The following is a 22,710-nucleotide window of genomic DNA, read 5'->3' as shown; positions in this document are numbered from 1 at the left end:
TAGAGTGGTTATGATTTCTGGTACTGACGGAAACGCTCCTGCAAATGGCGCAGCTGATCGATGCGTGCGTCATAGCGAGCCTGCTTCAGGCTGCCCAGTTTTACGGCGGCGCTGGCGCTGCTCAGGCTGCGTATTGCCTGGTCGAGCTGGCCGGTTATCGCCAGGCCTTCAGCGCGCGCGGCCTGTTCTTCATCCGTCAGCCCCTGAGCTGCCGAGGCCTGAGCCAGCAAGTCCCAGCCGTTGGGATCGTCTTTGTTTGCCCAGGTATAGCGGTAGAGCACTTTGCTGGCATTGGCCGGTTGTTTGGCCTCCACATAGGCGTTGGCCAGGTTAATCTGCAAGACCGGATTACTGTTCACCGCTTTGACGGCCAGCAAACGGTTAATCGCCTGTTGAGGCTGCTTCAGTCCGATATCAATGTCGGTCATGATATCGAGATACCAGAGGTTGTCCGGCTGCTTCGCCAGCAGCGGCACAATGATCGCGCGCGCCTCCGTAAACTTACTTTCCCCAAGCAACAGAACCGCTTGACCGTACAGCGCAGCGGCCTGCTCACGACTGTTTCCGTGCGTCAGCGTCGTCATCAGATCGCTGCTCAACTGGTTTTGCCCGGTCGAGAACATCCCCAGCGCCCTGACTTTGGCCATGTAGTAATCCTGTGAGGACTGCACCACCACAGGTTTCATCTGATTGGCGCGGTTGCGCGCATCGGCCAGGCGGCTGTCAGGCAGTGGGTGCGTCAGCAGCATTTCCGGTGGTTTTGAGGCAAAACGGGAAGCGTCCGCCAGCTTCTGTAAGAAGTTGGGCATCGCTTCGGGGTCAAAACCGGCGCGTTGCAGCACCTGAATGCCAATCCGGTCTGCTTCCTGTTCGTTTTGCTGAGTAAAACTGATGATGCCTTGCTGAGCACCCGCCAGCGTGCCGCTTAATGCCGCCATTCCCGCCTGCGGGCTAGCCATGGCTAGCAGAATAGAGCCTAGCGCGCCCACCCAGGTCAGCGGTGCGTTACGTTGCTGTTCTTCCATCGCACGTGCCAGGTGACGCTGCGTCACGTGGGAAATCTCATGGGCCATGACGGAGGCCAGCTGGCTCTCGTTATCGCTGTAGCGGAACAGGGCGGAATGCAGAACGACGTTGCCGCCAAAGAAGGCAAAGGCGTTAATTTCATCGTTACGGATGAGATAGAAATGGAACGGGGTTTTTACCGACCAGGCATGGCTCACCAGGCGTTGCCCTAACAGATTAATATATTGGTTGAGCAGCGGGTCATTAATGATCGGAGCACTGGCACGCAGCTGGCGCACGTAAAAGTCGCCCATCGCCAGTTCCTGATTAATCGACAGCGTACCGCCCGCCGTGGTGCCAATATCCGGCAAATTATCGCTGATGTCTGCATGGGCCGGCAGCAGGCTGCCGGTTAGCAGTGTGACGACCAGGGAAGCCAGCAGGCTTTTCTTTAATCGGATGAACATACGTAAACCCTAACAAGGAAGTCCAGTTTTTAACCGGCAACGTGCCGAAATATTCTGCATGTACGTAGAAAAAGAAGCGCTAATTCCACATCTTAAACCACAGCCCGGTGCGAATGAAATGGCTAAAATAGTGACGGCTGTCGTGCGGGTCGGTTATGCACAGGATATTGCGGTAAAAAACTGAACAGGACTGCGTGGGAACGCTCCCCGACAGGGCGTGAAAATAACGTCATCCTGGGCGCACCAGGTTAGTTTATAATTTAAAGTTAGGTAAATTTAATCAGTTTTATTGATAGTGGCATGCTAATTGACCAGGTTAAATCCTAAAAATCGCCTGCCGGGCAAGAGGGCGGCGTAAGACGACATCAGTAAAACTTTCATTGTGCAGGGTGCCGGATGAACAATGGCGATCCAGTAGAAAGTATAAAGTCAGTCAGCCAGTTATGGTATTACAGTGACCTGAGTCGGGGACTGTGGTTTGGTGTGGATCTACCCGATGACGGCTGTGTCCGGGTATTGTTAGCTGTCGCTGTACAGTGATGATGTGACACTGTTTTAGAGGGGAACTATCCAACCGGCATGATGCAAAACGCCGGTAAGAGTTTGTGGTGAGGCTGTGTTATATCTCAGTCACAACGGTGTTTTGCGGAGAGTTTCTTATGCGTTCTGTGGTGTCTTATGTTCTGATTGCGGCTGTCGCGGGTTTTGTCGGGGCCAGCTTTACCAAAGCGCCTGAGCTTATTGATAAGATCAGCAATCGTGTCGCACCGATCAGCGATCCTGAAGGATTCTGGTCAACGCCAGCCATTGAAGGCTATGGGAAAATGCACTACGAGTCGGATGTTGCCTACAAACCCAATATCAATGACAGTAACAAAATTGTTTTCCAGATTACCCGTGCCGAAAATGCACCGCAGGACCCGAACCTGGGGCTGGAACGCGTGGCGCGTGTGGTGAATTTGTATGTGGCTTCCGGCGTTCCGGCTGAAAAACTGAAGTTTGTGGTGTCAGTAACGGGTGAGGGCACGCCCGCCATGCTGAACAATGAGCAATATCACCGGATTTATGGCATCGATAATCCTAACCTGAAACTGATTGGCGCCCTGCGGGCCAAAGGGGTGGACGTGTCCGTGTGCGATCAGTCTGTGGCCTTCCATCATTTCCAGAGCAACTGGATTGACCCGTCGGTCACCCATGCACTGTCTAGCCCGACCACCGTATCGACCCTTGAAAATCAAGGATATGCTTTCCTGTCGATGTAAACTGCTGTTCCGTGCGGGCCATCGGCCCGCATGACCCCGTTATCCTTGCCATTCTTCGCTCTGCTGCACCCCACAAATATCTCGCCTTAAGTAAAATATTTATTGGCTCTGTACGCTTCGGAATATTCCCAAATCGGCAGAGAGGTGTACAATTGGCAGGTGCTTTACCAGGGCACAACTCGCACTTAAAGACATACTCCGCATTTTTCACGCCAGGCGTATGAAGCCAACGGGGTATTACCGCGCATAATTGAAGATAAGGCGCAAAAGATGATTTTTCTCACGAAGGTGAGTCCATGTTGAGGCTATTGCGGCCAAAAGCGGACTTGCGAACTCTTATTACGTTGCTGGCTGTTGCCAGTATCGTGATCACTCTTGCTAATTCTCTTTACGCCAGCTGGCGTGTGCAGCGCGATGTGCTGATCGGTAACACTCTGGAATCAAACCGGGTTTATGCCAGTAAGCTGGCTTCCACTACCGAGGTGTTTTTCCAGCTGGCTGAGTCACAGCTCTCCTACAGCGCTAAAGTGCTGGGTAATGGCCTGGATAACGACGTCACCCTGCAGGATGAAGTCGATCGCCTGCGTGAACAAACCAACAGTTTTAACTCCGTGGTGATTGTTGATGCCAACGGCTGGGTACGTGCGATCTCGCCTGAATCGTTGATGCTGAAAGGGATGCACCTCACCTCCAACGCGGCAAAACAGGCGCTCACGGAGCGTAAGCCTCTGGTCAGCCCGCCAACGATGTCTGCGGCCAATAATCTGCTGGTGTTTATCTCCTGGCCTATCTGGTCGAAAACCGGCAGCTACCTTGGCTACGTGGGTGGCTCTATCTATCTGAAGAAAAAGAGTATTCTTAATATTCTTCTGGGCGAGCAGTTCTATCGGGATGGTTCGTCGTTGTATGTTATCGATGGACAGAACCAGGTGCTGTACCACCAGGATCGCCAGCTGATTGGGAAAACCATCGACCCATTGATCGCTAACGAACAGCGTAAAAAATCCAGCAATGGCCACCAGCAGGTGACCGCCGAAAACGGTGAGCTGATGCTGGCGGGTTACGCCAATGTGCCGACAGCGGGCTGGACCATCGTTGCACTCAAGCCCACCGAGGCAACCCTGGCCCCGCTGAACAGCCTGTTGCTGAAAGTGCTAAAACATTCGGTGCCGTTTGCTCTGCTGACGCTGATTATTGCGCTGATCCTTGCTCAACGCATTGCGTTGCCGCTGTGGCAACTGGCGCGAAAAGCCAGCCAGATGGACACGCAGAATGTCTCGAAAGAGATCAACAACATCCGTTCCTGGTACTACGAGGCTTCGCAAATCAAGCGCGCGATGCTGGCCGGGATTTCACTGATGCAGGATAAAATTGGCCGCCTGAAAAGTGAAGTGCAGACGGATCCGATGACCAGCCTGCTCAACCGTCGTGGCCTGAATGCGGTGCTGGACTATTTTCTGGCGACCAGTCAGCCTTTTGCCGTGCTGGCATTGGATATCGACTACTTCAAACGGGTGAATGATACGTTCGGCCATGATGCCGGTGACACGGTGATCAAAACCGTGGCGCGTCAGCTGGAGCAAAGCGCCAGGCAGACCGATGTGATCTGCCGTAATGGCGGTGAAGAGTTCCTTATGATCCTGCCGGGCGCTGACCGCGATGTGGCGATGATGATTGCTGAACGGGTGCGTAAACGCATTGAAGCGCTGTCGCTGGATCCTGTCGGGCACATTACGATTTCAGTGGGCGTGGCGTTCTGGTCACCGAAAAGTGGTAATACCATGGAACAGGCCTTTAAACAGGCTGATGATGCCCTTTACCAGGCAAAAAATGCCGGACGTAACCGGGTGATTGTCGCGAAAAATAGCAATGAAGCGCCTGCCGCCGTGCAGGTGTTGCCGCAGTAGTTTTAACGCCCGCTCTTGCCCTCACAAGAGCGGGTCGTATCAGGTACACTCTTCTCTACTCTTCTCTACTCTTCTTCAGGCAAGGACTCCCATGCTGGAACTTCTTACGCAATGGTATCGCCGCCGTTTCAGCGATCCCCAGGCGATTGCGTTGCTGGTAATTTTAATCGCTGCATTTTGCATTCTGTTTTTCTTTAATGGCCTGCTGGCCCCGCTCTTAGTGGCGCTGGTGCTGGCTTACCTGCTGGAGTGGCCAACGGTGCGGCTGGAGCGGCTTGGCTGTTCACGTACCTGGGCGGTAACGCTGGTGCTGATCGTCTTTGCCACGCTGCTGCTGGTTCTGATGCTGGTGGTGGCCCCGGTAGCATGGCAGCAGGGCATTAATTTGACCCATGAGCTGCCCACCATGCTCACCCGGCTCTATCAGTTTGCCATGCGCCTGCCGGAGCGTTTCCCGACGCTGATGGATGTGGGAATTATCGATATCGTGGTGGAAAATCTACGCAGCCGTCTTAGCGGGCTGGGTGACCAGCTGGTGAAATATTCTCTTGCCTCGTTGGTGGGATTGATGACGCTGGCGATCTACCTGGTGCTGGTGCCGTTGATGGTGTTCTTCCTGCTGAAGGACAAAGAGCAGATGCTGAATGCCATCCGCCGCGTACTGCCGCGTAACCGTGGCCTGGCCGGCCAGGTATGGGTTGAGATGAACCAGCAGGTGTCCAACTACATTCGCGGCAAAGTGCTGGAAATGGTGGTGGTCGGGGTGGTCAGCTGGCTGGGTTTCCTCGCGATTGGCATGAACTATGCGCTGTTACTGGCGGTGCTGGTCGGCGTTTCAGTGCTGATCCCCTATATCGGTGCAATGGTCGTGACCATTCCGGTCGTGGGCGTCGGTTTGGGGCAGTGGGGATTGTCCGGTGATTTCTGGACCATGATGATTGTGTATCTGGTGATTCAGGCGCTGGATGGCAATATTCTGGTGCCCGTGCTGTTCTCAGAAGCAGTGAACCTGCATCCGTTGGTGATTATCCTGTCGGTGGTTATTTTTGGTGGGATGTGGGGATTCTGGGGCGTGTTCTTTGCGATCCCGCTGGCGACGCTGGTCAAAGCTGTCGTGCATGCCTGGCCGGATGAACTGGCGAAATAACGGCTGAAATCGTAACGGGCCGACCGGAAAAGGTCGGCCCGTACGTTCACATCATGCTGACTTCAGGTAATCCATCACGATATCGTGGTGGTTGCTGGTTTTGAAATCATCAAAGACTTTCTCGACTTTACCATCTGCGCCGATCAGGAAGCTGGTGCGGTGAATCCCATCGTAGGTTTTCCCCATAAAGGTTTTCTCGCCCCAGATGCCAAACTGTTCAGAAACCTGGTGGTCTTCATCAGAGAGCAGGGTGAAGTTCAGCAGCTCTTTTTCAACGAAGCGCGACAGTTTTTCCGGCTTATCGGTGCTAATACCTAAAACGTCGACTCCGGCACTTTTCAGCTCATCCATGCTGTCACGCAGACCGCATGCCTGAACGGTGCAGCCTGGTGTCATCGCTTTCGGGTAGAAATAAACCAGAACGCGCTGTCCCTGGAAGTCGGCCAAATTTACTTGTTCGCCATCCTGATCGGGCAAGCTAAATTTCGGTGCGGTATCACCGGCTTTCAGTGGATTCATCACAACTCTCCGTTTTTTATCATCATGCTAGGGGTAAATTTGCGCACTTTCTCTACTCGCGGTTAGCCAGCTTTATGCTCCGTGATGAGAAACCACCTTAATAGTGCCTTGAGCATTGAGTTCTGTACAGAGTCGGTTAAACGCTTGCTCAATAAATGAAGCATCCTGATTGTCCGGACTGTGTGCGGTTATCTGAATATAGAGCAGTGGAGGCTGATTTTCATCTGCTGGCTGCGTCCGCGAGACTAACTCTGCGATATTCATCTGATGCGAATCAAACAGGTCGGTAAAGCGTTCAATGATGTGCGGAGAGTCGGTCACATCCACCTGCACCCACACCGTAACCGGCATCGGAGGGCGCGTGCTGGCGCTGGTGCGTTTCATCACGATCAGCAGCTCCAGTTCGGCTCCTTTTAGTGGCAGGGTCGATTCAATCAGGGTGATCGCATTCCAGCTACCGGATAACAGCATGATAAAGGTGAACTCGTCGCCCAGCATAGCAAGACGGCTATCTTCAATGTTACATCCGCAGCTGCTGACATGACGGGTGATGGCATTGACGATCCCTGGGCGGTCTACCCCAAGGGCGGTGATAACCAAATGGTGTTGCGATGACTGTGGCAAAATCAAGCTTCCTGTCCAAAAACTAATAACTATAAGGTAAACATAAAAAAAACTGCTGACAAGCGCTTGAGCCGCCCTATGCGCTTGCTTTTACTGCTCGTACAAACGTACCATGAAGCACTTGTTTGTCGAGGGGATGGCTAATGTTCACGGGAAGTATTGTTGCACTCGTTACGCCGATGGATGACAAAGGTAATGTCTGCCGTGCGAGTCTGAAAAAACTGATTGATTACCATATTGCCAGCGGCACCGCGGCAATTGTTTCTGTAGGAACGACAGGCGAATCCGCCACCCTCAGCCATGAAGAACATGGTGATGTGGTGATGCTAACGCTCGAGCTGGCAGATGGCCGTATTCCGATTATTGCCGGAACCGGTGCAAACGCTACGGCTGAAGGCGTGTCACTGACCAAACGCTTCGAGAATTCCGGCGTTGTCGGCTGCCTGACCGTCACCCCTTATTACAACCGTCCTACTCAGGAAGGGTTGTATCAGCATTTTAAAACCATCGCAGAAAGCACCGCGCTTCCGCAGATGCTGTATAACGTACCGTCACGTACTGGCACCGATTTGCTGCCGGAAACCGTCGGTCGTCTGGCCAAAATTAAAAATATTATCGGAATCAAAGAGGCCACCGGGAACTTATCGCGGGTAAGTCAGATCCAAGAGCGGGTAAATGAAGATTTTGTGCTGGTGAGCGGCGATGACGCCACCTCGCTGGACTTTATGCACCTGGGCGGGCACGGCGTTATTTCCGTCACGGCAAACATTGCCGCGCGCGAAATGGTTGAACTCTGTGCTCTGGCACAGCAGGGCAACTTTGCTGAAGCACGTCTTCTGAACCAGCGCCTGATGCATCTGCATCAGAAACTGTTTGTTGAACCGAATCCTATCCCGGTGAAATGGGCTGCGAAACAATTAGGATTAATAGCAACCGATACGCTGCGTCTGCCTATGACGCCGCTGACCGATGCCGGTCGTCCGGTTGTTGAGCAGGCACTGAAAAACGCGGGCCTGCTTTAAATCTAGGGAGAATTAATGGCTTACTCAGTACAAAAGTCCACGGTAGCGAAAGTGGTGGGACTGTCGTTGGTGATGCTGCTTGCAGCATGTTCTAACGACCAGCGTTACAAGCGTCAGGTGAGCGGTGACGAATCCTACCTGCAGGCAGCCGATCTTAGCGATCTGCGCGCACCTGCTGGCATGATCCTACCGCTGCAAAATGGCGATTTTGAAATACCAAACGTCAGCAGCAAAGGGCAGGTGGGTAAGCAGTTAGATATTCGTCCACCTGCTCAGACGCTGGCGCTGATGAACGGTACGCGTAGCCAGTTTGCCGGTAATACCGGTACGTTGCTGGTCGATACCCGTGGTGCGCTCTGGCCGCAGGTGGTTGATGTGGTGCAGGCCGCGAAGTTCCCGATTGCCGACCGTCAGGATGCGCGTCAGTCACTGACAACTGATTGGGTACAGTGGAGCCGTGCTGATGAAGACAACCAGTACCGTGGTCGTTATCAGTTAAGTGTTCAGCAGCAGGGCGGTCAGCAGGCGCTGACGGTGAAACTGCTGGAATTGCAGCAGCAGGACAAAGTGGTCACGTCCCCGGTGCAGATCCAGCGTTACACCGCGCAGATGTTGAATGAAATCAGCACCGGTCTGGATAAGATTGAAACCGGCCGTGAAGATGCAGCCGCCAGCCGTAGCCCAACGCAGATTGATGTGCAGAGTGGTGCGGATGATACCGGCCTGCCTAACCTGATCCTGCGTGCGCCATTCAATGTTGTCTGGCAGCGTCTGCCAGCGACTCTGAACCGTATGGGGATGGAAGTCACGGATAACAACCGTTCACAGGGTAGCCTGAACGTGACGTACAAAGCGCCAGGCAGCAGCACCTTCGATGAACTGGGTGCCAAAGATCCTGAACTGAAAAACGGTGACTACAAACTTCAGGTCGGTGACCTCGATAACCGTAGTAGCCTGCAGTTCCTTGATCCGAAGGGGCACCCACTGACCCAGTCGCAGAATGATGCGCTGGTGGCGGTGTTCCAGGCCGCATTCAGCAAGTAAGCCAGAAAGGCCAGAGACTCTCTGGCCTTTTTTATTTGGTATTACGTAAACGATTGCTTCGGTTTTTTACCCGTGGAACATATAATTCCGCCAGGCAAAATTTTAACGGGACGGCACCGCCGCCCTGACAGTGTCACTTATATCGTTTGGAGTTAAACAAGATGCAGAAAAAAGCTGAGTTGTATCGCGGCAAAGCGAAAACCGTTTACAGCACCGAAAACCCGGATCTGTTGGTACTCGAATTCCGTAACGATACGTCAGCGCTGGACGGTGAGCGTATCGAACAGTTTGACCGTAAAGGAATGATTAACAACAAGTTCAATTATTTCATTATGACAAAACTGCAGGAAGCTGGGATCCCAACACAGATGGAAGCCCTGCTCTCTGATAACGAAGCGCTGGTGAAAAAGCTGGATATGGTGCCGGTGGAGTGCGTCATCCGTAACCGTGCGGCCGGATCTCTGGTGAAACGTCTGGGCGTGGAAGAGGGCCTGGTGCTCAATCCACCGTTGTTTGACCTGTTCCTGAAAGACGATGCCAAGCATGACCCGATGGTCAACGAGTCTTACTGTGAGACCTTCGGCTGGGTCAACAAAGAGAACCTGGACCGTATGCGTGAGCTGACCTACAAAGCGAACGACGTCCTGACAAAATTGTTCTCGGATGCGGGTTTGATCCTCGTCGACTTCAAGCTGGAGTTTGGTCTGTTCAACGGCGAAGTGGTACTGGGTGATGAGTTCTCCCCGGACGGTGCGCGCCTCTGGGATAAAGAAACCCTGAACAAGATGGACAAAGATCGCTACCGCCAGAGCCTGGGCGGGTTGATCGAAGCTTACGAAGAAGTGGCGAATCGTCTGGGCGTTAAGCTGGACTGATTGCCCGGCGCGGTTTATCCGCCCCGTGATTAAAAGGTCAGGCTTGCCTGGCCTTTTTCGTTATACTCGTCATACTTCAAGCTGCAGGTGCGTTGGCTGCACTCAGTCACCCGAATCACTTAACAAGTGTAAGCTCATCGGGATTCCTTCCCTGCCGCCTTCCTTCAGCTCGAATTATTTAGGGTATATGTTTTTTCTGCTTCCCGCGTTTTCTGGTGTTCCCCGCTGCGTCAGACTAAAATCGACTGATATATTGTTGTGATTATCACGAGGGAGAATTTATGCGCTGGCAAGGGCGTCGCGAAAGCGACAATGTGGAAGATCGCCGTAACGAATCCGGGACTGTTGGTGGCGGGCGTATCCGTATTCCCCGTGGCAAAGGGGGCATCGCTCTGCTGATCCTGGTGGCAATCGCCAGCTACTACGGCTACGACCTGACCCCATTGCTGACCGGGGATGGCAGCGCCATGTCACAGGCCACTCAGCAGCAACAGCGTCGGGTGACGCCGAAAGAAGATGAAGCGGCACAGTTTACCCGTACCGTTTTCGCCCTGACGGAAGACACCTGGCAGAAACTGTTCCAGCGAATGAATAAAACCTGGCAGCCGCCCACGCTGGTGATGTACCGCGGCCAGACGTCAACCGCCTGCGGCAGCGGACAGTCGGCAATGGGGCCGTTCTACTGCCCGGCAGACAGTAAAGTGTATATCGACCTCTCTTTCTATGACGAAATGACCCATAAGCTGGGAGCGGGTGGCGAATTTGCCCAGGGCTATGTTATTGCTCATGAGGTGGGTCACCATGTTCAGCACCTGCTGGGCATCGATAAAAATGTGCGTCAGCTGCAACAGAATGTCAGCCGGGCCGAAGTGAACCAGCTGTCCGTGAAAATGGAGCTGCAGGCTGACTGCTTTGCCGGCGTCTGGGGCCACTATATGCAGCAGGAAAATATACTGGAAACCGGTGACCTTGAGTCGGCGCTCAATGCTGCTCAGGCCATTGGTGACGACCGTCTGCAACAGCGCAGCCAGGGCCGGGTGGTGCCGGACAGCTTCACACACGGCACTTCGCAGCAGCGTTATACCTGGTTTAAGAAAGGTTTCGACAGCGGCAATCCTGGCCAGTGTAATACCTTTGCGGGTTAACGCAGGTGCATGACCTGATAACGGCAACGGCTCAGATTGAACGACAGGGTTGGCGTCGTCTGCTGGTGATCAGCGGTGAAGCTGCGTGGTGCGCACAGCAGGCTGCGGATGTGATGCTTCAGTTGTCCGGCGACGGGTTGTGGGTGGGGAAACCCGAGAACCCCAGGCTGAGCTGTGAGCCGCAGGCTATCCGCACGCTGCTGGGGCGCGAGTTCCGCCACGCCGTGTTTGATGCCCGCGACGGTTTCCATGCCGAGGCTTTTGCCGCGCTGGCGGGCACACTGCGTGCCGGTAGCTGGCTGCTGCTGCTGGTGCCCGAATGGGAACGCTGGGCGCAGCGCCCGGATGCCGATTCACTGCGCTGGAGTGAAGGAGACAGCCCCTGCGCCAGCACGCGTTTTGTTCATCATGTTCAACGGTCGTTACTGGCCGATCCGCGCGTGCAGCTGTGGCGCCAGCATTTCCCCCGAACGCTTTCTTCTGTTGCACTCCAGCCCGACTGGCAGACGGATAACCGCGCACAGCAGGACATCCTCACGCAGCTTCTCAATGCCACCCCCGGTATTTATGCCCTGACCGCCGCCCGTGGGCGCGGCAAATCCGCACTGGCGGGGATGCTGGCGGCCCGCTGGCCGGGGCGTTGTCTGGTGACCGCCCCCGGCCGGGTGTCCACGGACGTGCTGGCGCAGTTTGCCGGAGATCACTTCCAGTTTGTGGCACCGGACCGGTTACTGGCAGAAGCAGAACAGCTTGCGCCTGGCATTGACTGGCTGTTGATCGATGAGGCGGCCGCCATTCCGGCACCGCTGTTGCAGCGGCTGGTGGCGTTATTTCCCCGGGTGTTGCTGACCACCACCGTGCAGGGTTACGAAGGCACCGGACGTGGCTTTATGCTGAAGTTCTGCGCCTCGCTGCCTGCGGTGACGCACTACCAGCTTGCAGAGCCTCTGCGCTGGGCGGCTAACGATCCTCTGGAGCAGATTGTCGCCGGGATGCTGCTGTTCGAGGAGGGTATCGCTGAGCCGCTGCAGGGCGCAGTACATTACAGCGCGTTGGAGCAGGATGACTGGCTGCGGCAGCCTGAACGTATGGCGACGATCTATCAACTGCTGACCAGCGCACACTATCGCACCTCGCCGCTGGATCTGCGCCGCATGATGGATGCACCGGGCATGCATTTTCTGGTGGCCACGCAGGCGGAGAGCGTGCAGGGCGCGCTGTGGCTGGTCGATGAAGGTGGACTATCTGCGGAGCTGGCAGCGGCGGTGTGGGCAGGCAAACGCCGTCCGCGCGGTAATCTGGTTGCTCAGTCGCTGGCGGCCCACGGCGGTTCTCTGGTTGCGCCGCAGCTGCGTTCACGGCGTATCAGCCGCATTGCTGTATCACCGCTGCTGCGTGGGCGCGGCATTGGTCAGCAGCTGATCGCCCATGCGCTTGAGCAGACACAAGAACTGGACTATCTCTCCGTCAGCTTTGGTTTTACCGAACCGTTGTGGCGTTTCTGGCAGCGCTGTGGTTTCCAGCTGGTGCGCATCGGCAGCCAGCGTGAAGCCAGCAGCGGCTGTTACGCGGCGATGGCTGTACTGCCGATCAGTTCTGCGGGGCGGCAGTTGACCGCCTGTCTGACACAGCGGCTGGCACGCGACGGTTACTGGCTGCGCCAGCAGGTCGATGCGCAGGAGCTACCGCTGACAGACCAGAGGGATCTGACGCTGACGGATGATGACTGGCAGGAGTTGTCCGGTTTCGCCTGGGCACAACGGCCCTTTGAGGCCAGCTTTGCTGCGCTGGGGCGTTTGGTCGGCCAGTATACAGGCACGCTGCCGCTTCTGCATGCTGCCCTGCTGGAGGGGCAATCCGCGTCCGATATTTGCACCCGATTCGTTCTTGGTGGGCGCAAAGCCTTGCTGGTGGCGTGGCGGCAGGAAGTGCAGCAGGCGTTGATCGGGCTGGATGCCTCACGGGCACAACAGCACGAGCAGTGGGTCAACTCATTGCAATAAATCCAACATCATTGTCAAAAATACGCCGTTTTCATTATCACTGAGGGGCGTATGATCGTCTTATTGTACTAAGGAGATCATGATGAAATATGACCATGTTGTCGTCCAGAACCCGTCGTTACCTGCGACCCAACTGTTTTTGCTGTATCACGCTGCGGGCGACAATCCGGTTGCCATGAGTGAAATTGGCCGCTGGTTTAGCGGGGCATTTCCCCGCGCGCTGGTGGTGAGCATCGGCGGGCCGGAGCAGGATACGCAGGGTGGATTTCAGTGGTTTGATCCGTCTGCGGCCGATCTACAGCTGGCTGTAACGGAGGCGATGGACGGATTTATCGCCAGCGTTCGCCACTGGCAGCAGCAAAGCGGCGTTAAAGCAGACGCAACGGCGCTGATTGGCTTTTCTCAGGGTGCGACGATGGTGCTGGAAGCGGTGAAGGCGCAGAGCGGGCTGGCAGGGCGGGTGGTGGCGTTTAGCGGCCGCTATGCCACGCTGCCGCAGCAGGCGGGCACACGCACCACTATCCATCTGATCCACGGCGATAATGATACTGTGCTGCCATTGACCCATGCGCTGGATGCTGAGGAGCGGTTATCGGCGATCGGGGGCGATGTCACACTGGATATTGCCCCCGATCTTCCCCATGCCATTGATGACCGCGCGATGCAGTTTGCGCTCGATCGCCTGCAGTTTACCGTGCCGCGCCGCTACTTTGATGAAGCGTTTAGCGGCAGTAAACCGGGCGATGAAGATGTTGTGGCATTGATGTGACAGGTGGGGCTGGGCGGACCGGAAAAGAAGGATCGCCTCTGGAATTAACGCCCCAGGGGCCGATCATCTGTTTTGATCGGCCCCTGTTTTTTAATGGCGTTATTTCTTTTTCGGCCAGTCGTCTTCGTCATCCCACTTATCGTTGAAATCACGATGCGGAGGCAGCTCGGGTTTGTTATCGAGAAACTTTTTGTGATCGATACGCTTCAGGTCTTTGTAGACGTTCATCAGAATACCAATCATCAGCAGGATCACCAGGATCCACCAGTAGTGCTTTATAAATTCCATCATTTCACCTTTATGCGATCAGCTGTTCCATGATCCGCTGGTACATGCGGCTAAGGAGCTGCAGGTCGGCGGCTTTAACGCACTCATTGATTTTATGAATGGTGGCATTCACCGGGCCGAGTTCCACAACCTGTGCGCCCATACGGGCAATAAAGCGTCCGTCAGAGGTGCCGCCAGTGGTTAACAGTTCCGGCCTGATTTCATTATAGTGCTCAACCGCGTTGACCACCGCATCAACCAGCTTACCGCGTGAGGTCAGGAACGGCTGTCCAGAGAGTTTCCACTCAATGCTGTAACGCAGCTGGTGACGATCGAGCAGTTCCTGCACTTTCTGCTGAATCATCACATCGGTCAGTTCGGTACTGAAACGGAAATTGAACTGCACAAAACAGTCACCGGGGATGACATTGTTGCTGCCGGTGCCGGCCTGAACGTTGGCAATCTGCATGCTGGTCGGCGGGAAGAATTCATTACCGCGATCCCACTCGGTAGCAACCAGCTCGTTCAGCGCAGGCATCGCCCGATGTATCGGGTTATCGGCCAGGTGCGGATAGGCCACATGGCCCTGAACGCCGTGAATCGTCAGATTGGCGGTAATCGAGCCGCGACGACCGTTTTTAACCACATCGCCCACCACTTCGGTACTGGAGGGTTCACCCACCAGGCAGTAGTCCATGCGTTCGTTGCGCGCCATCAGCGCTTCCACCACCTTAACGGTGCCATGAGTCCCGCTGGCCTCTTCATCGGAGGTGATCAGGAAAGCCAGACGCCCTTTGTGATTCGGGTGTGCTGTTACAAAGCGTTCAGCGGCAACGGTCATCGCAGCCAGCGAACCTTTCATATCGGCTGCGCCACGGCCAAACAGCATACCGTCGCGGATCGTCGGTTCAAACGGGGGGTTAATCCAAAGGTTGGCATCGCCAGTCGGCACCACGTCAGTGTGGCCGGCAAACGCCAGCGTTTCGCCTTCGCCGCGCCATGCCCAAAAGTTCAGCGTGTCGCCCATATTCATCGGTTCGATAGTGAAACCCAGCGCCTGGAGACGGGCAATCAGAATCGCCTGGCAACCCGCATCGTCAGGGCTGAGGGAAGGGCGACGAATAAGCTGCTGCGTCAGCTCAATGACCGGACAGTGCATGATTATGACTTCTCCTGGATAAACGGCATATAGGTGGCTTCACTAAAGCCCAGCAGCATAGAGCCGTCTGGCGCACAGAGCAACGGGCGTTTGATGATTGCGGGCTGTGCCAGCATCAACGTCAGCGCAGTTGCTGGATTATCCACCGCATTACGCTCTGACTCTTCCAGTTTACGCCAGGTGGTGCCACGGGTATTGAGCAGCGCCTGCCAGCCGAGCGTATCGATAAAGCGCTGGAGTAACGCTTCATCCAGCCCGTCTGCACGGTAATCGTGAAACTGGTAGTTCACGCCCTGGCTTTCCAGGTATTTACGGGCTTTTTTGATGGTGTCGCAGTTTTTGATGCCGTACATGGTCAGCGGTTTTTTTGCGGTGTTGTCAGACATAAAAAAAGTTACCTCTTTAAAGGGTAAGTTCAGAGCAACAGATACCTTGCGAGAGGCTCAACCGTAAGGAAGCATTGCTCACTAAATATTTTGGAGATAATGCCCCAGTAGAGGATTTCGATCCAGACTATGAGCTAGCTATCGATGAAGGGCGTTCAGCATTCAAAGCTGAATATTTGCATGAAAGTGCGGGGTTAGGACGATTTCTCAAGCGTGTTAATGATGGTGACATAGCGAAAGGATCGGTACTCATCGTTGAAAGTCTCGATTGGTGCTCTCTCGAAAACCCTTTCAAGTGTGTCGAGTACATTTCTAAATTAGATCGTGCTCAAATCGAACTACATGATGTTGAGAAGCGGCTTATCATTAGCCGCAAGCACTCTAATAGCCTAACTTTTGCGACCATGACCGCCGAACGTTCTTACGAAGAGTCTTGTCTAAAGTCTATGACATTCTCCCCGTTGATTAGTACACCCCGATGTCAGTAATGTCTTCATAAGCCACATGAGGATATCCCCGTGAAGAAGCGTTTTTCCGACCAACAGATCATCAGTATTCTCCGCGAAGCTGAAGCCGGGGTATCCCCCCGTGAACTTTGCCGCAAGCATGCCATTTCTGATGCCACGTTTTATACCTGGCGTAAGAAGTATGGAGGCATGGAAGTGCCCGAGGTTAAACGCCAGAAGTCGCTTGAGGAAGAGAACGCCAGACTCAAGAAGCTGCTGCCGAAGCCATGCTGGATAAGGAGGCACTTCAGGTGGCTCTGGGCCGAAAGTACTGACGACAGACCAGAAGCGGAAAGCCGTGGTGTTAATGTGTGATACGACCGGTCTGTCGCAATGTCGTGCCTGCAGGCTCACAGGTTTGTCCCTGTCGACCTGCCGCTATGACGCTCAGCGCCCAGCTGCTGATGCACATTTATCAGGGCGCATCACTGAGCTGGCACTGGAGCGCAGGCGTTTTGGCTATCGCCGCATCTGGCAGTTACTGCGCCGTGAAGGGCTTCATGTTAATAACAAGCGCGTGTACCGCCTTTATCATCTGAGCGGGCTGGGTGTAAAACGCAGACGACGTCGTAAAGGGCTAGCAACAGAGCGTCTGCCGCTGCTCGCCCGGTGGCGCACAATCTGACCTGGTCGATGGATTTCGTCATGGATGCACTGGCCACCGGTCGCAGGATCAAGTGCCTTACCTGCGTCGATGGCTGCACAAAGGAATGCCTGACTGTCACTGTTGCCTTTGGGATTTCAGGCGTGCAGGTCACGCGTATTCTGGACAGCATTGCGCTGTTTCGCGGCTATCCGGCGACGATAAGAACTGATCAGGGCTCGGAATTTACCTGCCGCGCGCTCGATCAATGGGCCTTTGAGTATGGCGTGGAGCTGCGGCTTATCCAGCCCGGCAAGCCGACACAGAACGGATTTATTGAGAGTTTTAACGGACGCTTTCGCGATGAGTGCCTGAATGAACACTGGTTCAGTGACGTCAGTCATGCCAGGAAAACTATCAGTGAATGGCGTCAGGATTATAATGAGTGCCGTCCGCACTCCGCGCTGAATTATCAGACGCCGTCTGAATTTGCGGCGGCCTGGAGAAAGGGTAATTCTGAGAGTGAAGGATCCGACATTACTAACTGAGTGTTGTATCTAATCCTGGGGGCAGGTCAGATAATGTAGAAGTACCCAAGGATGCTTGAGTACTACTAATTCAAAGATCAGGTTTTGATATTTGTTATATCAAAGTAATCAGGAACTAGATTTGCTGAGCCAATAAAACTTTTATATGACTTTTCGCATTCATCAAACGTAACAAGTGTTTTCAACATTTCAAAAAACTCTCTTTTTTTCGACTCTATTTTATTAAAATCCTCATCAGAAGAGGAATGTGAGATTAATTCATCTATTTTCTTTATCGCATTGTCAATTTGTTTCAGGGTACTAATAAAATGGATTAAATCTCTAAGGAATTTTTTATGATAAGTTTGGGAGGGTGATTTTAGTTTCCAACCTAGCTTTTCTAATGAATCAATGGTGGTTTTTATCTTAAACATTAAATCATGATTTTGTTGATAAGATAGTTTTTTTTCATTAAGGGTTGAAGTGAAATAATTATAAGCGTCATCATAATTGCTATGATAATAATAAGTAGTGTGGTCTTCTAATATTGAGTTGAATTTTCTGTTACTCATGAATAGTTTTGGATGTAAGTCTGTTATCAGTTCTTTAGCTAAAGTAAATGCATGTTCATCCATCTTTTGATGAAACCAGTTAGGTGCATTTTTATACACAAGAAATGCCACATACAGTGTCCCTAATGTTCCTAATGTATTGAAAAAGTCCATCAGGTTTCCGAATTCAAAATGCCCTTTGGATTTTTTTAATGCACCATTAACAACGAGCCATAATGAAAGTACTAACAGGATTGATATTGAGATTTTTAAGAAGGCATTATATATCTTAAGTATCATTTCTTGACCTTTAATTTTGATTTTTGCCGATTATTTTATTTCGTGCTGTGTTACCCCAGCTTCGTGTCTGTAACTTAACCGAGGATACAAGGCGTTTTCTATACAGAAGATCACACAAAAATATGGCAACAAAAAATGAAAATTTACTTTTAGCCGTTTGTGGTACTTCATCAGGCCCGAGCCAAGGAAGCTTATCCATTAAGGAACTTACTTTTGGACTTTCAAAGGAAACTCCGACCCAACTATGACCAAACTCATTACGAATTTTTCGTAATATGCTGATTTCTTCGAGTTCATGATCCATTAACAAGCCAAGAGAATGAGCCATAGAAGCACGTGCAGAAAAGGTTCCTAAAGGCGATGCAAATCCTTTAAGTAATGATTCCTTGCTTTTACCATCAATAAGATATGTATTTAAGATGTCATATAACCATTCATCGAGTATTGAAGCTGCAAGTAGAACAGTACCACGATCAGATTCTTTGTTAAATTCGTTTAAAAATAAACCGAGATTAATGACTTCAGGTTCTGTGTTCATGGTCTATCCCTTAACCTAAAACTAGATTGATACCACAAAACCATTTAATTTCATAGGTCTATGATAAATATTTCATGATACATATGAGGATTTACCATGTTAAGAATCGAATATAACAAAACACAAGATAAGTACTACTTCTTGTACGTCACAGATGAAGTAAGGATCAGTAGCACTGACACTAATTCATTCACAGTTGAGGATAGGGATTATCGAACAGTACAGATACACAACATCTGGAGTTACCTGAATACGAGCAAGGATGTCTTGTTTGAACTCAGTGTACTTACACAGTACGCGAAGGAAGTGATCAACGCGGTACAAGTGTAAGTACCCCACCAAAACGGCCCATTCACTTTTAGAGATCTTCCGGCATACTGATTATATCCCCGGAGGAGATCGCCATGCGTAAAGCACGATTCACCGAACACCAGATCATCGCCGTTCTGAAGTCCGTCGAAGCCGGACGCACCGTTAAGGATGTCTGCCGCGAGGCCGGGATCTCTGAGGCTTCGTACTACAACTGGAAAGCGAAGTTCGGCGGCATGGAAGCCTCTGATATCAAAAAGATGAAGGATCTTGAGGATGAAAACCGTCGACTGAAACAGATGTTTTCGGACCTGAGTCTGGAATGCCGGGCGCTGAAAGACGTCATCGAAAAAAAGCTTTAAAACCAGCGATAAAGCGTGAGCTCGTTAGCTATCTGACCACGCAGTTTACGATGAGCATACGCCAGGCATGCAGGACGTTATCGCTGAGCAGGACGGTGTTTCGTTATCAACCGGATACGCGACGTGATGAAGCGGTGATCCAGAGGCTGACTGAGGCGGCTGAACGCTATCCGCGATACGGATTTAAAAAGCTTTTTCAGGTGCTGCGCAGGCAGGGCAACAGGTGGAACCATAAAAGGGTTCACCGTATTTACTGCCTGCTGAAACTGAATTTTCGCCGTAAGGGAAAACAGCGCCTGCCGGTGCGTAATCCGGCTCTGCTGGCGACGCCAGAGGCGATGAACCAGAGCTGGTCCATCGATTTTATACACGATGCGCTGGTGTGCGGCAGGCGCTTCAGGACTTTCAACGTCGTTGATGATTTTAACCGTGAAGCACTGGCTATCGAAATTGACCTGAATATCCCGGCGCAGCGTGTCGTCCGGGTGCTGGACAGGATAGTGGCAAACCGTGGATATCCGCTGAAGATGCGGATGGATAACGGACCGGAACTGATATCCCTGGCTCTGGCGCAATGGGCCGAAGAACATGGTGTGATGCTGGAATTTATCAGGCCCGGCAAGCCCACGCAGAATGCCTTTATCGAACGGTTTAACCGAACGTACCGGACCGAAATACTGGATTTTTATCTGTTCAGAACGCTGAATGAAGCACGGGAAATCACAGAACGCTGGCTGAATGAATATAACAGCGAGCGCCCTCATGAATCCCTGAATAACCTTACGCCGGAAGAATACCGGCTGATAACTGAAAACCCGGAAATCTCAAAAAGTGCGTGGAACTAAAACGGGTGTACTTACAGTACTACCGCCAATTCCGCTTGCCGATATATGGAAAGTACTGATAATCTTGATTGGTGGAAACTAATAAAACAAGGGTTAACGTGAAATTTAAATTTATAGACTGTATTAGTGTCTTATCAGTTGTACTGATTTTTTTATTTTCAATATCTGCCACATTTCCAAGCTCACATAAAGAAGTGAAGATTACCGATTGGGTTTCTGTTTTTATTAACATCCTAATTGCTTATGCTGCAATTAAGGGTGTTAATATTGCTAGGGATTGGAAGAAGGCTTTGACTGATGGGAAAATCCCAGAGGAAGGACATAAATTGAAGTTTGATACTCTTGATAAATGCAATGAATCCATATTCAAATTCCTTCCTATGATATTTGAGTTTCAATTACCGTCTAAGGCTTCAGATGACTTCTTTAATGATAAAGATACAATTGATTTCTTTTTGAGTTACCATCGCTTCAATAGAGACATCGATAACGTAAGAGATTCCGTCTATGATATTCATGATGCCATAGAAAGAATTCGTTTCCTGGGGTGGGATTTCTGTGATGATAAGTTGGTTGAATTTGATAATATTAATCATTTGGTCGATGAACTCTATGTTTTTAGGTTTCAGCTTGATAATTTAATGAACGACTTTTTTACATCTAAAGACATATATTTTAAAGGTGATAGGGAGTTTCCAACGGTAAGATATAAATCTGATGCTGCTGATATTGCTGATGTGAAGGCTATATTAAATGATTTCTTTTCTTCTAAGGAAAGATTATCGGATTTTAAAAGAACTCTTGATAATATGATCTCAACTAGGGGATTATTCATTAATTCATTGAGGTTGTTGACTGATCGGAACGGTAGATTAATAGATTTGATCATGCCATTGAAATGAGTAAAGCCAAACACCTGATAAACCAGGTGTTTAGTTAGGGTAAAGTTCAGTCCCAATACTCTGAAGAATCTAGTCCTCGAACATTCGTATGTTCAGTGTATGTTGCATTTCGTACTATTTTTCCAGTGGATTTATCAATGATGTTGTAATATTCGATCTCAGTTTGTCCCATATGTCCTTTTGTTCGTTTACCAGTGCGAACATAATCGAACTGAGATGGTGGATATTGCTCTTTGAATTCATCATCTGTCATTTTATTTCGCCTATTACATTTAATAGTGCTTAAGAATTATGTGCATTGTTTTTCGTTAACTTGCTGTCATTTATCAACGTATTCGAAGAAATCATCGAAGGGAATGGTCATCTTGTCATGACAGTCTTTCAAGTCTTGATATTTTTCATGAAGTGATTTGTTGTTTTCGCTCCATAGTTTATTTCGATTGGTTATGTCTAAATTAGAGAAATCCTTTATTAGAGTATTGGTGATATCAAGGATTTCTTTTATATTTTTCAGGTACGACCTGAAATTGTCTTCTTGGGTTTTTCTAATTGATAAATTCCACTGCTTCAATGCGTCAAATTCGATTGTTATATTAAAGAATGAGTTCATGTTAAGTATGAAATTTTTTGTAAGTTCTTCAGATAGTTTGTTTAAAAGGTTTTTTTCTGTAATATCACTAGAATAAGCTGCTGTTGTATAAGAAACTAAGATATTTAAGCTACATTTTATTTCTGCTGTTTTTCTCAAGCATAAAGTTGCATGATCAACTGCTTTTGATTTTACTTTTTCACTTAACCAGTCTTTGACACTAATTGCTGCCATTACAGCAACAACAGCCGTTACAGTATCCATAATTGCAGATATTAAGCTACTGTCGATCTTCAATAAAAAGATAGTATCGGCATAAATTGGTATCATGATTCCTGTCGCAAGGCAGATTAGATGAGATAGCCTAAGACTTTCTATCATATTAATGATTAATTTTTTTATTTTCATAGCCATTCCCTGATTTAGTACTACTCACACTTCCAGATAGTGTTTTGTACACCTTGTCCGGTGGGTAAGTGCGGGTTCATGTTTGCACTATGATGGTAAGTCGCCTTGCTCTTGCCGTACTGAGCACATGCTGCATTAGCAGTCTTTTGTAGGCTATCTAACCCATACCATGCATCAGATTGAATGCTTACTTTTTCGCCATCGTTATACTGCACTTGAGCACAACCTGCCAGCATGAAAGGCAGGACTAAAAGGGTAAGTTTGTACATGGTATTCCTGAGTGTTTAGCGTCCTTAGTTGAGAACTATCCTAACATTACGGATGAACAACGGGACTACTAAATTTAGTAGTTTTAACTGTAAGGCTAAGCATTTTGGTTCTTTGAACTAAATATAAAATAAATAGTAACTTACTTTATCAGTATCAGTATCAGTATCAGTATCAGTATCAGTATCAGTATCAGTATCAGTATCAGTATCAGTATCAGTAGGTTAGTAGTATCGATATTAGTTAGTGTTAAGTACCATATATTTTAATGCCGTACATGGTTAACGTGTTTTTTGCGGTGTTGTCTGCCATGAGAATAGGGTTCCTTTATCTGTCAATAATCGCCTGGCACACAGTCTACAGCGGATCACGCCAACAGGCAGCCTTCACAGTAAGGAATGAAGTGGTTTACTGAATTTGGC

The 22,710-nt window shown here is 50.7% G+C and carries 21 protein-coding genes and 1 pseudogene; 12 read left to right on the top strand and 10 right to left on the bottom strand.

Features of this window, described 5'->3' with window-relative positions; translation table 11 throughout:
• Positions 1-8 precede the first annotated feature (8 nt).
• Entirely contained in the window at positions 9-1,472 is a 1,464-nt protein-coding gene (locus ACFL9S_RS03990; protein WP_405260389.1) for a M48 family metalloprotease, read from the bottom strand.
• A gap of 659 nt (positions 1,473-2,131) precedes the next feature.
• Here ACFL9S_RS03990 and ACFL9S_RS03985 point away from each other — a divergent pair.
• From ACFL9S_RS03985 to ACFL9S_RS03975, 3 genes are all read left to right on the top strand, one after another.
• Positions 2,132-2,734 (top strand): DsrE family protein, encoded by a 603-nt coding sequence (locus tag ACFL9S_RS03985; protein WP_405260388.1) that lies wholly within the window; start codon positions 2,132-2,134, stop codon positions 2,732-2,734.
• 296 nt (positions 2,735-3,030) lie between these two features.
• The gene (locus ACFL9S_RS03980) at positions 3,031-4,641 is read left to right on the top strand and encodes a diguanylate cyclase (RefSeq protein WP_405260387.1); all 1,611 of its coding nucleotides are present in this window, start codon (positions 3,031-3,033) and stop codon (positions 4,639-4,641) included.
• 91 nt (positions 4,642-4,732) lie between these two features.
• Entirely contained in the window at positions 4,733-5,788 is a 1,056-nt protein-coding gene (locus ACFL9S_RS03975; protein ID WP_405260386.1) for an AI-2E family transporter, read from the top strand.
• Positions 5,789-5,839: 51 nt separating this feature from the next.
• Here the strand turns inward: ACFL9S_RS03975 and bcp are convergent, their stop codons facing one another.
• Together bcp and ACFL9S_RS03965 are read right to left on the bottom strand one after the other, a co-directional pair.
• Positions 5,840-6,307, bottom strand: a complete 468-nt coding sequence (bcp, locus tag ACFL9S_RS03970) for a thioredoxin-dependent thiol peroxidase (protein ID WP_405260385.1) — start codon at positions 6,305-6,307, stop codon at positions 5,840-5,842.
• A gap of 72 nt (positions 6,308-6,379) precedes the next feature.
• Positions 6,380-6,931, bottom strand: a complete 552-nt coding sequence (locus ACFL9S_RS03965) for a glycine cleavage system transcriptional repressor (protein WP_405260384.1) — start codon at positions 6,929-6,931, stop codon at positions 6,380-6,382.
• Positions 6,932-7,074: 143 nt separating this feature from the next.
• Here ACFL9S_RS03965 and dapA point away from each other — a divergent pair, with 143 nt between their 5' ends.
• From dapA to ypfH, 6 genes are all read left to right on the top strand, one after another.
• Complete coding sequence (gene dapA, locus ACFL9S_RS03960; RefSeq protein ID WP_405260383.1) at positions 7,075-7,953, top strand: 4-hydroxy-tetrahydrodipicolinate synthase; 879 nt, start codon at positions 7,075-7,077, stop codon at positions 7,951-7,953.
• A gap of 15 nt (positions 7,954-7,968) precedes the next feature.
• The gene (gene bamC / locus ACFL9S_RS03955; protein ID WP_405260382.1) at positions 7,969-8,997 is read left to right on the top strand and encodes an outer membrane protein assembly factor BamC; all 1,029 of its coding nucleotides are present in this window, start codon (positions 7,969-7,971) and stop codon (positions 8,995-8,997) included.
• Between the two features lie 161 nt (positions 8,998-9,158).
• Positions 9,159-9,872, top strand: a complete 714-nt coding sequence (gene purC / locus ACFL9S_RS03950; RefSeq protein ID WP_405260381.1) for a phosphoribosylaminoimidazolesuccinocarboxamide synthase — start codon at positions 9,159-9,161, stop codon at positions 9,870-9,872.
• Between the two features lie 281 nt (positions 9,873-10,153).
• Positions 10,154-11,017, top strand: a complete 864-nt coding sequence (locus ACFL9S_RS03945; RefSeq protein ID WP_405260380.1) for a neutral zinc metallopeptidase — start codon at positions 10,154-10,156, stop codon at positions 11,015-11,017.
• A 5-nt stretch (positions 11,018-11,022) separates the two neighbouring features.
• Entirely contained in the window at positions 11,023-13,020 is a 1,998-nt protein-coding gene (locus ACFL9S_RS03940) for a tRNA(Met) cytidine acetyltransferase TmcA (protein WP_405260379.1), read from the top strand.
• A gap of 82 nt (positions 13,021-13,102) precedes the next feature.
• Entirely contained in the window at positions 13,103-13,789 is a 687-nt protein-coding gene (gene ypfH, locus ACFL9S_RS03935) for an esterase (protein ID WP_405260423.1), read from the top strand.
• 99 nt (positions 13,790-13,888) lie between these two features.
• Here the strand turns inward: ypfH and ACFL9S_RS03930 are convergent, their stop codons facing one another.
• Genes ACFL9S_RS03930 through ACFL9S_RS03920 form a run of 3 tightly spaced genes read right to left on the bottom strand, consistent with a single transcriptional unit; the run spans position 13,889 to position 15,601 of the window.
• Positions 13,889-14,077: a YpfN family protein gene (locus ACFL9S_RS03930; protein ID WP_062744795.1), complete on the bottom strand. Its 189-nt coding sequence runs from the start codon at positions 14,075-14,077 to the stop codon at positions 13,889-13,891.
• A gap of 10 nt (positions 14,078-14,087) precedes the next feature.
• Positions 14,088-15,215, bottom strand: a complete 1,128-nt coding sequence (gene dapE / locus ACFL9S_RS03925; RefSeq protein ID WP_405260378.1) for a succinyl-diaminopimelate desuccinylase — start codon at positions 15,213-15,215, stop codon at positions 14,088-14,090.
• A 2-nt stretch (positions 15,216-15,217) separates the two neighbouring features.
• Positions 15,218-15,601, bottom strand: coding sequence for an ArsC family reductase (locus ACFL9S_RS03920; RefSeq protein ID WP_405260377.1), 384 nt, complete (start codon positions 15,599-15,601; stop codon positions 15,218-15,220).
• 518 nt (positions 15,602-16,119) lie between these two features.
• Between ACFL9S_RS03920 and ACFL9S_RS03915 the strand changes: the two are divergent.
• A pseudogene (locus ACFL9S_RS03915) lies at positions 16,120-17,238 on the top strand (IS3 family transposase).
• Between the two features lie 77 nt (positions 17,239-17,315).
• On the opposite strand, the gene ACFL9S_RS03910 reads toward ACFL9S_RS03915, so the two are convergent.
• Both ACFL9S_RS03910 and ACFL9S_RS03905 read right to left on the bottom strand, forming a co-directional pair.
• On the bottom strand, positions 17,316-17,942 hold the full coding sequence (locus tag ACFL9S_RS03910; RefSeq protein ID WP_405260376.1) for a hypothetical protein: 627 nt from the start codon (positions 17,940-17,942) through the stop codon (positions 17,316-17,318).
• Between the two features lie 136 nt (positions 17,943-18,078).
• Positions 18,079-18,606 carry a hypothetical protein gene (locus ACFL9S_RS03905; RefSeq protein ID WP_405260375.1) on the bottom strand — a complete coding sequence of 176 codons (528 nt, stop codon included), beginning with the start codon at positions 18,604-18,606 and terminating at the stop codon, positions 18,079-18,081.
• 404 nt (positions 18,607-19,010) lie between these two features.
• On the opposite strand from ACFL9S_RS03905, the gene ACFL9S_RS03900 reads away from it, so the two are divergent.
• Positions 19,011-20,122 (top strand): IS3 family transposase gene (locus tag ACFL9S_RS03900; RefSeq protein ID WP_405260374.1). Its coding sequence is split into 2 segments (ribosomal slippage): positions 19,011-19,272 and positions 19,272-20,122, totalling 1,113 coding nucleotides; the frame shifts between segments, so codons are not numbered across the junction.
• 98 nt (positions 20,123-20,220) lie between these two features.
• The gene (locus tag ACFL9S_RS03895) at positions 20,221-21,024 is read left to right on the top strand and encodes a hypothetical protein (RefSeq protein ID WP_405260373.1); all 804 of its coding nucleotides are present in this window, start codon (positions 20,221-20,223) and stop codon (positions 21,022-21,024) included.
• Between the two features lie 319 nt (positions 21,025-21,343).
• Here ACFL9S_RS03895 and ACFL9S_RS03890 read toward each other — a convergent pair whose 3' ends face one another.
• On the bottom strand, positions 21,344-22,021 hold the full coding sequence (locus ACFL9S_RS03890; protein WP_405260372.1) for a hypothetical protein: 678 nt from the start codon (positions 22,019-22,021) through the stop codon (positions 21,344-21,346).
• Between the two features lie 20 nt (positions 22,022-22,041).
• Positions 22,042-22,290: a hypothetical protein gene (locus ACFL9S_RS03885; RefSeq protein ID WP_405260371.1), complete on the bottom strand. Its 249-nt coding sequence runs from the start codon at positions 22,288-22,290 to the stop codon at positions 22,042-22,044.
• Between the last annotated feature and the right edge of the window lie 420 nt (positions 22,291-22,710).

The organism is Erwinia sp. AnSW2-5 (assembly GCF_045107195.1).
Classification (GTDB): domain Bacteria; phylum Pseudomonadota; class Gammaproteobacteria; order Enterobacterales; family Enterobacteriaceae; genus Erwinia.
The sequence above is the reverse complement of the archived record's forward strand: the minus strand, read 5'-3'. Positions and strand labels throughout refer to the sequence as shown.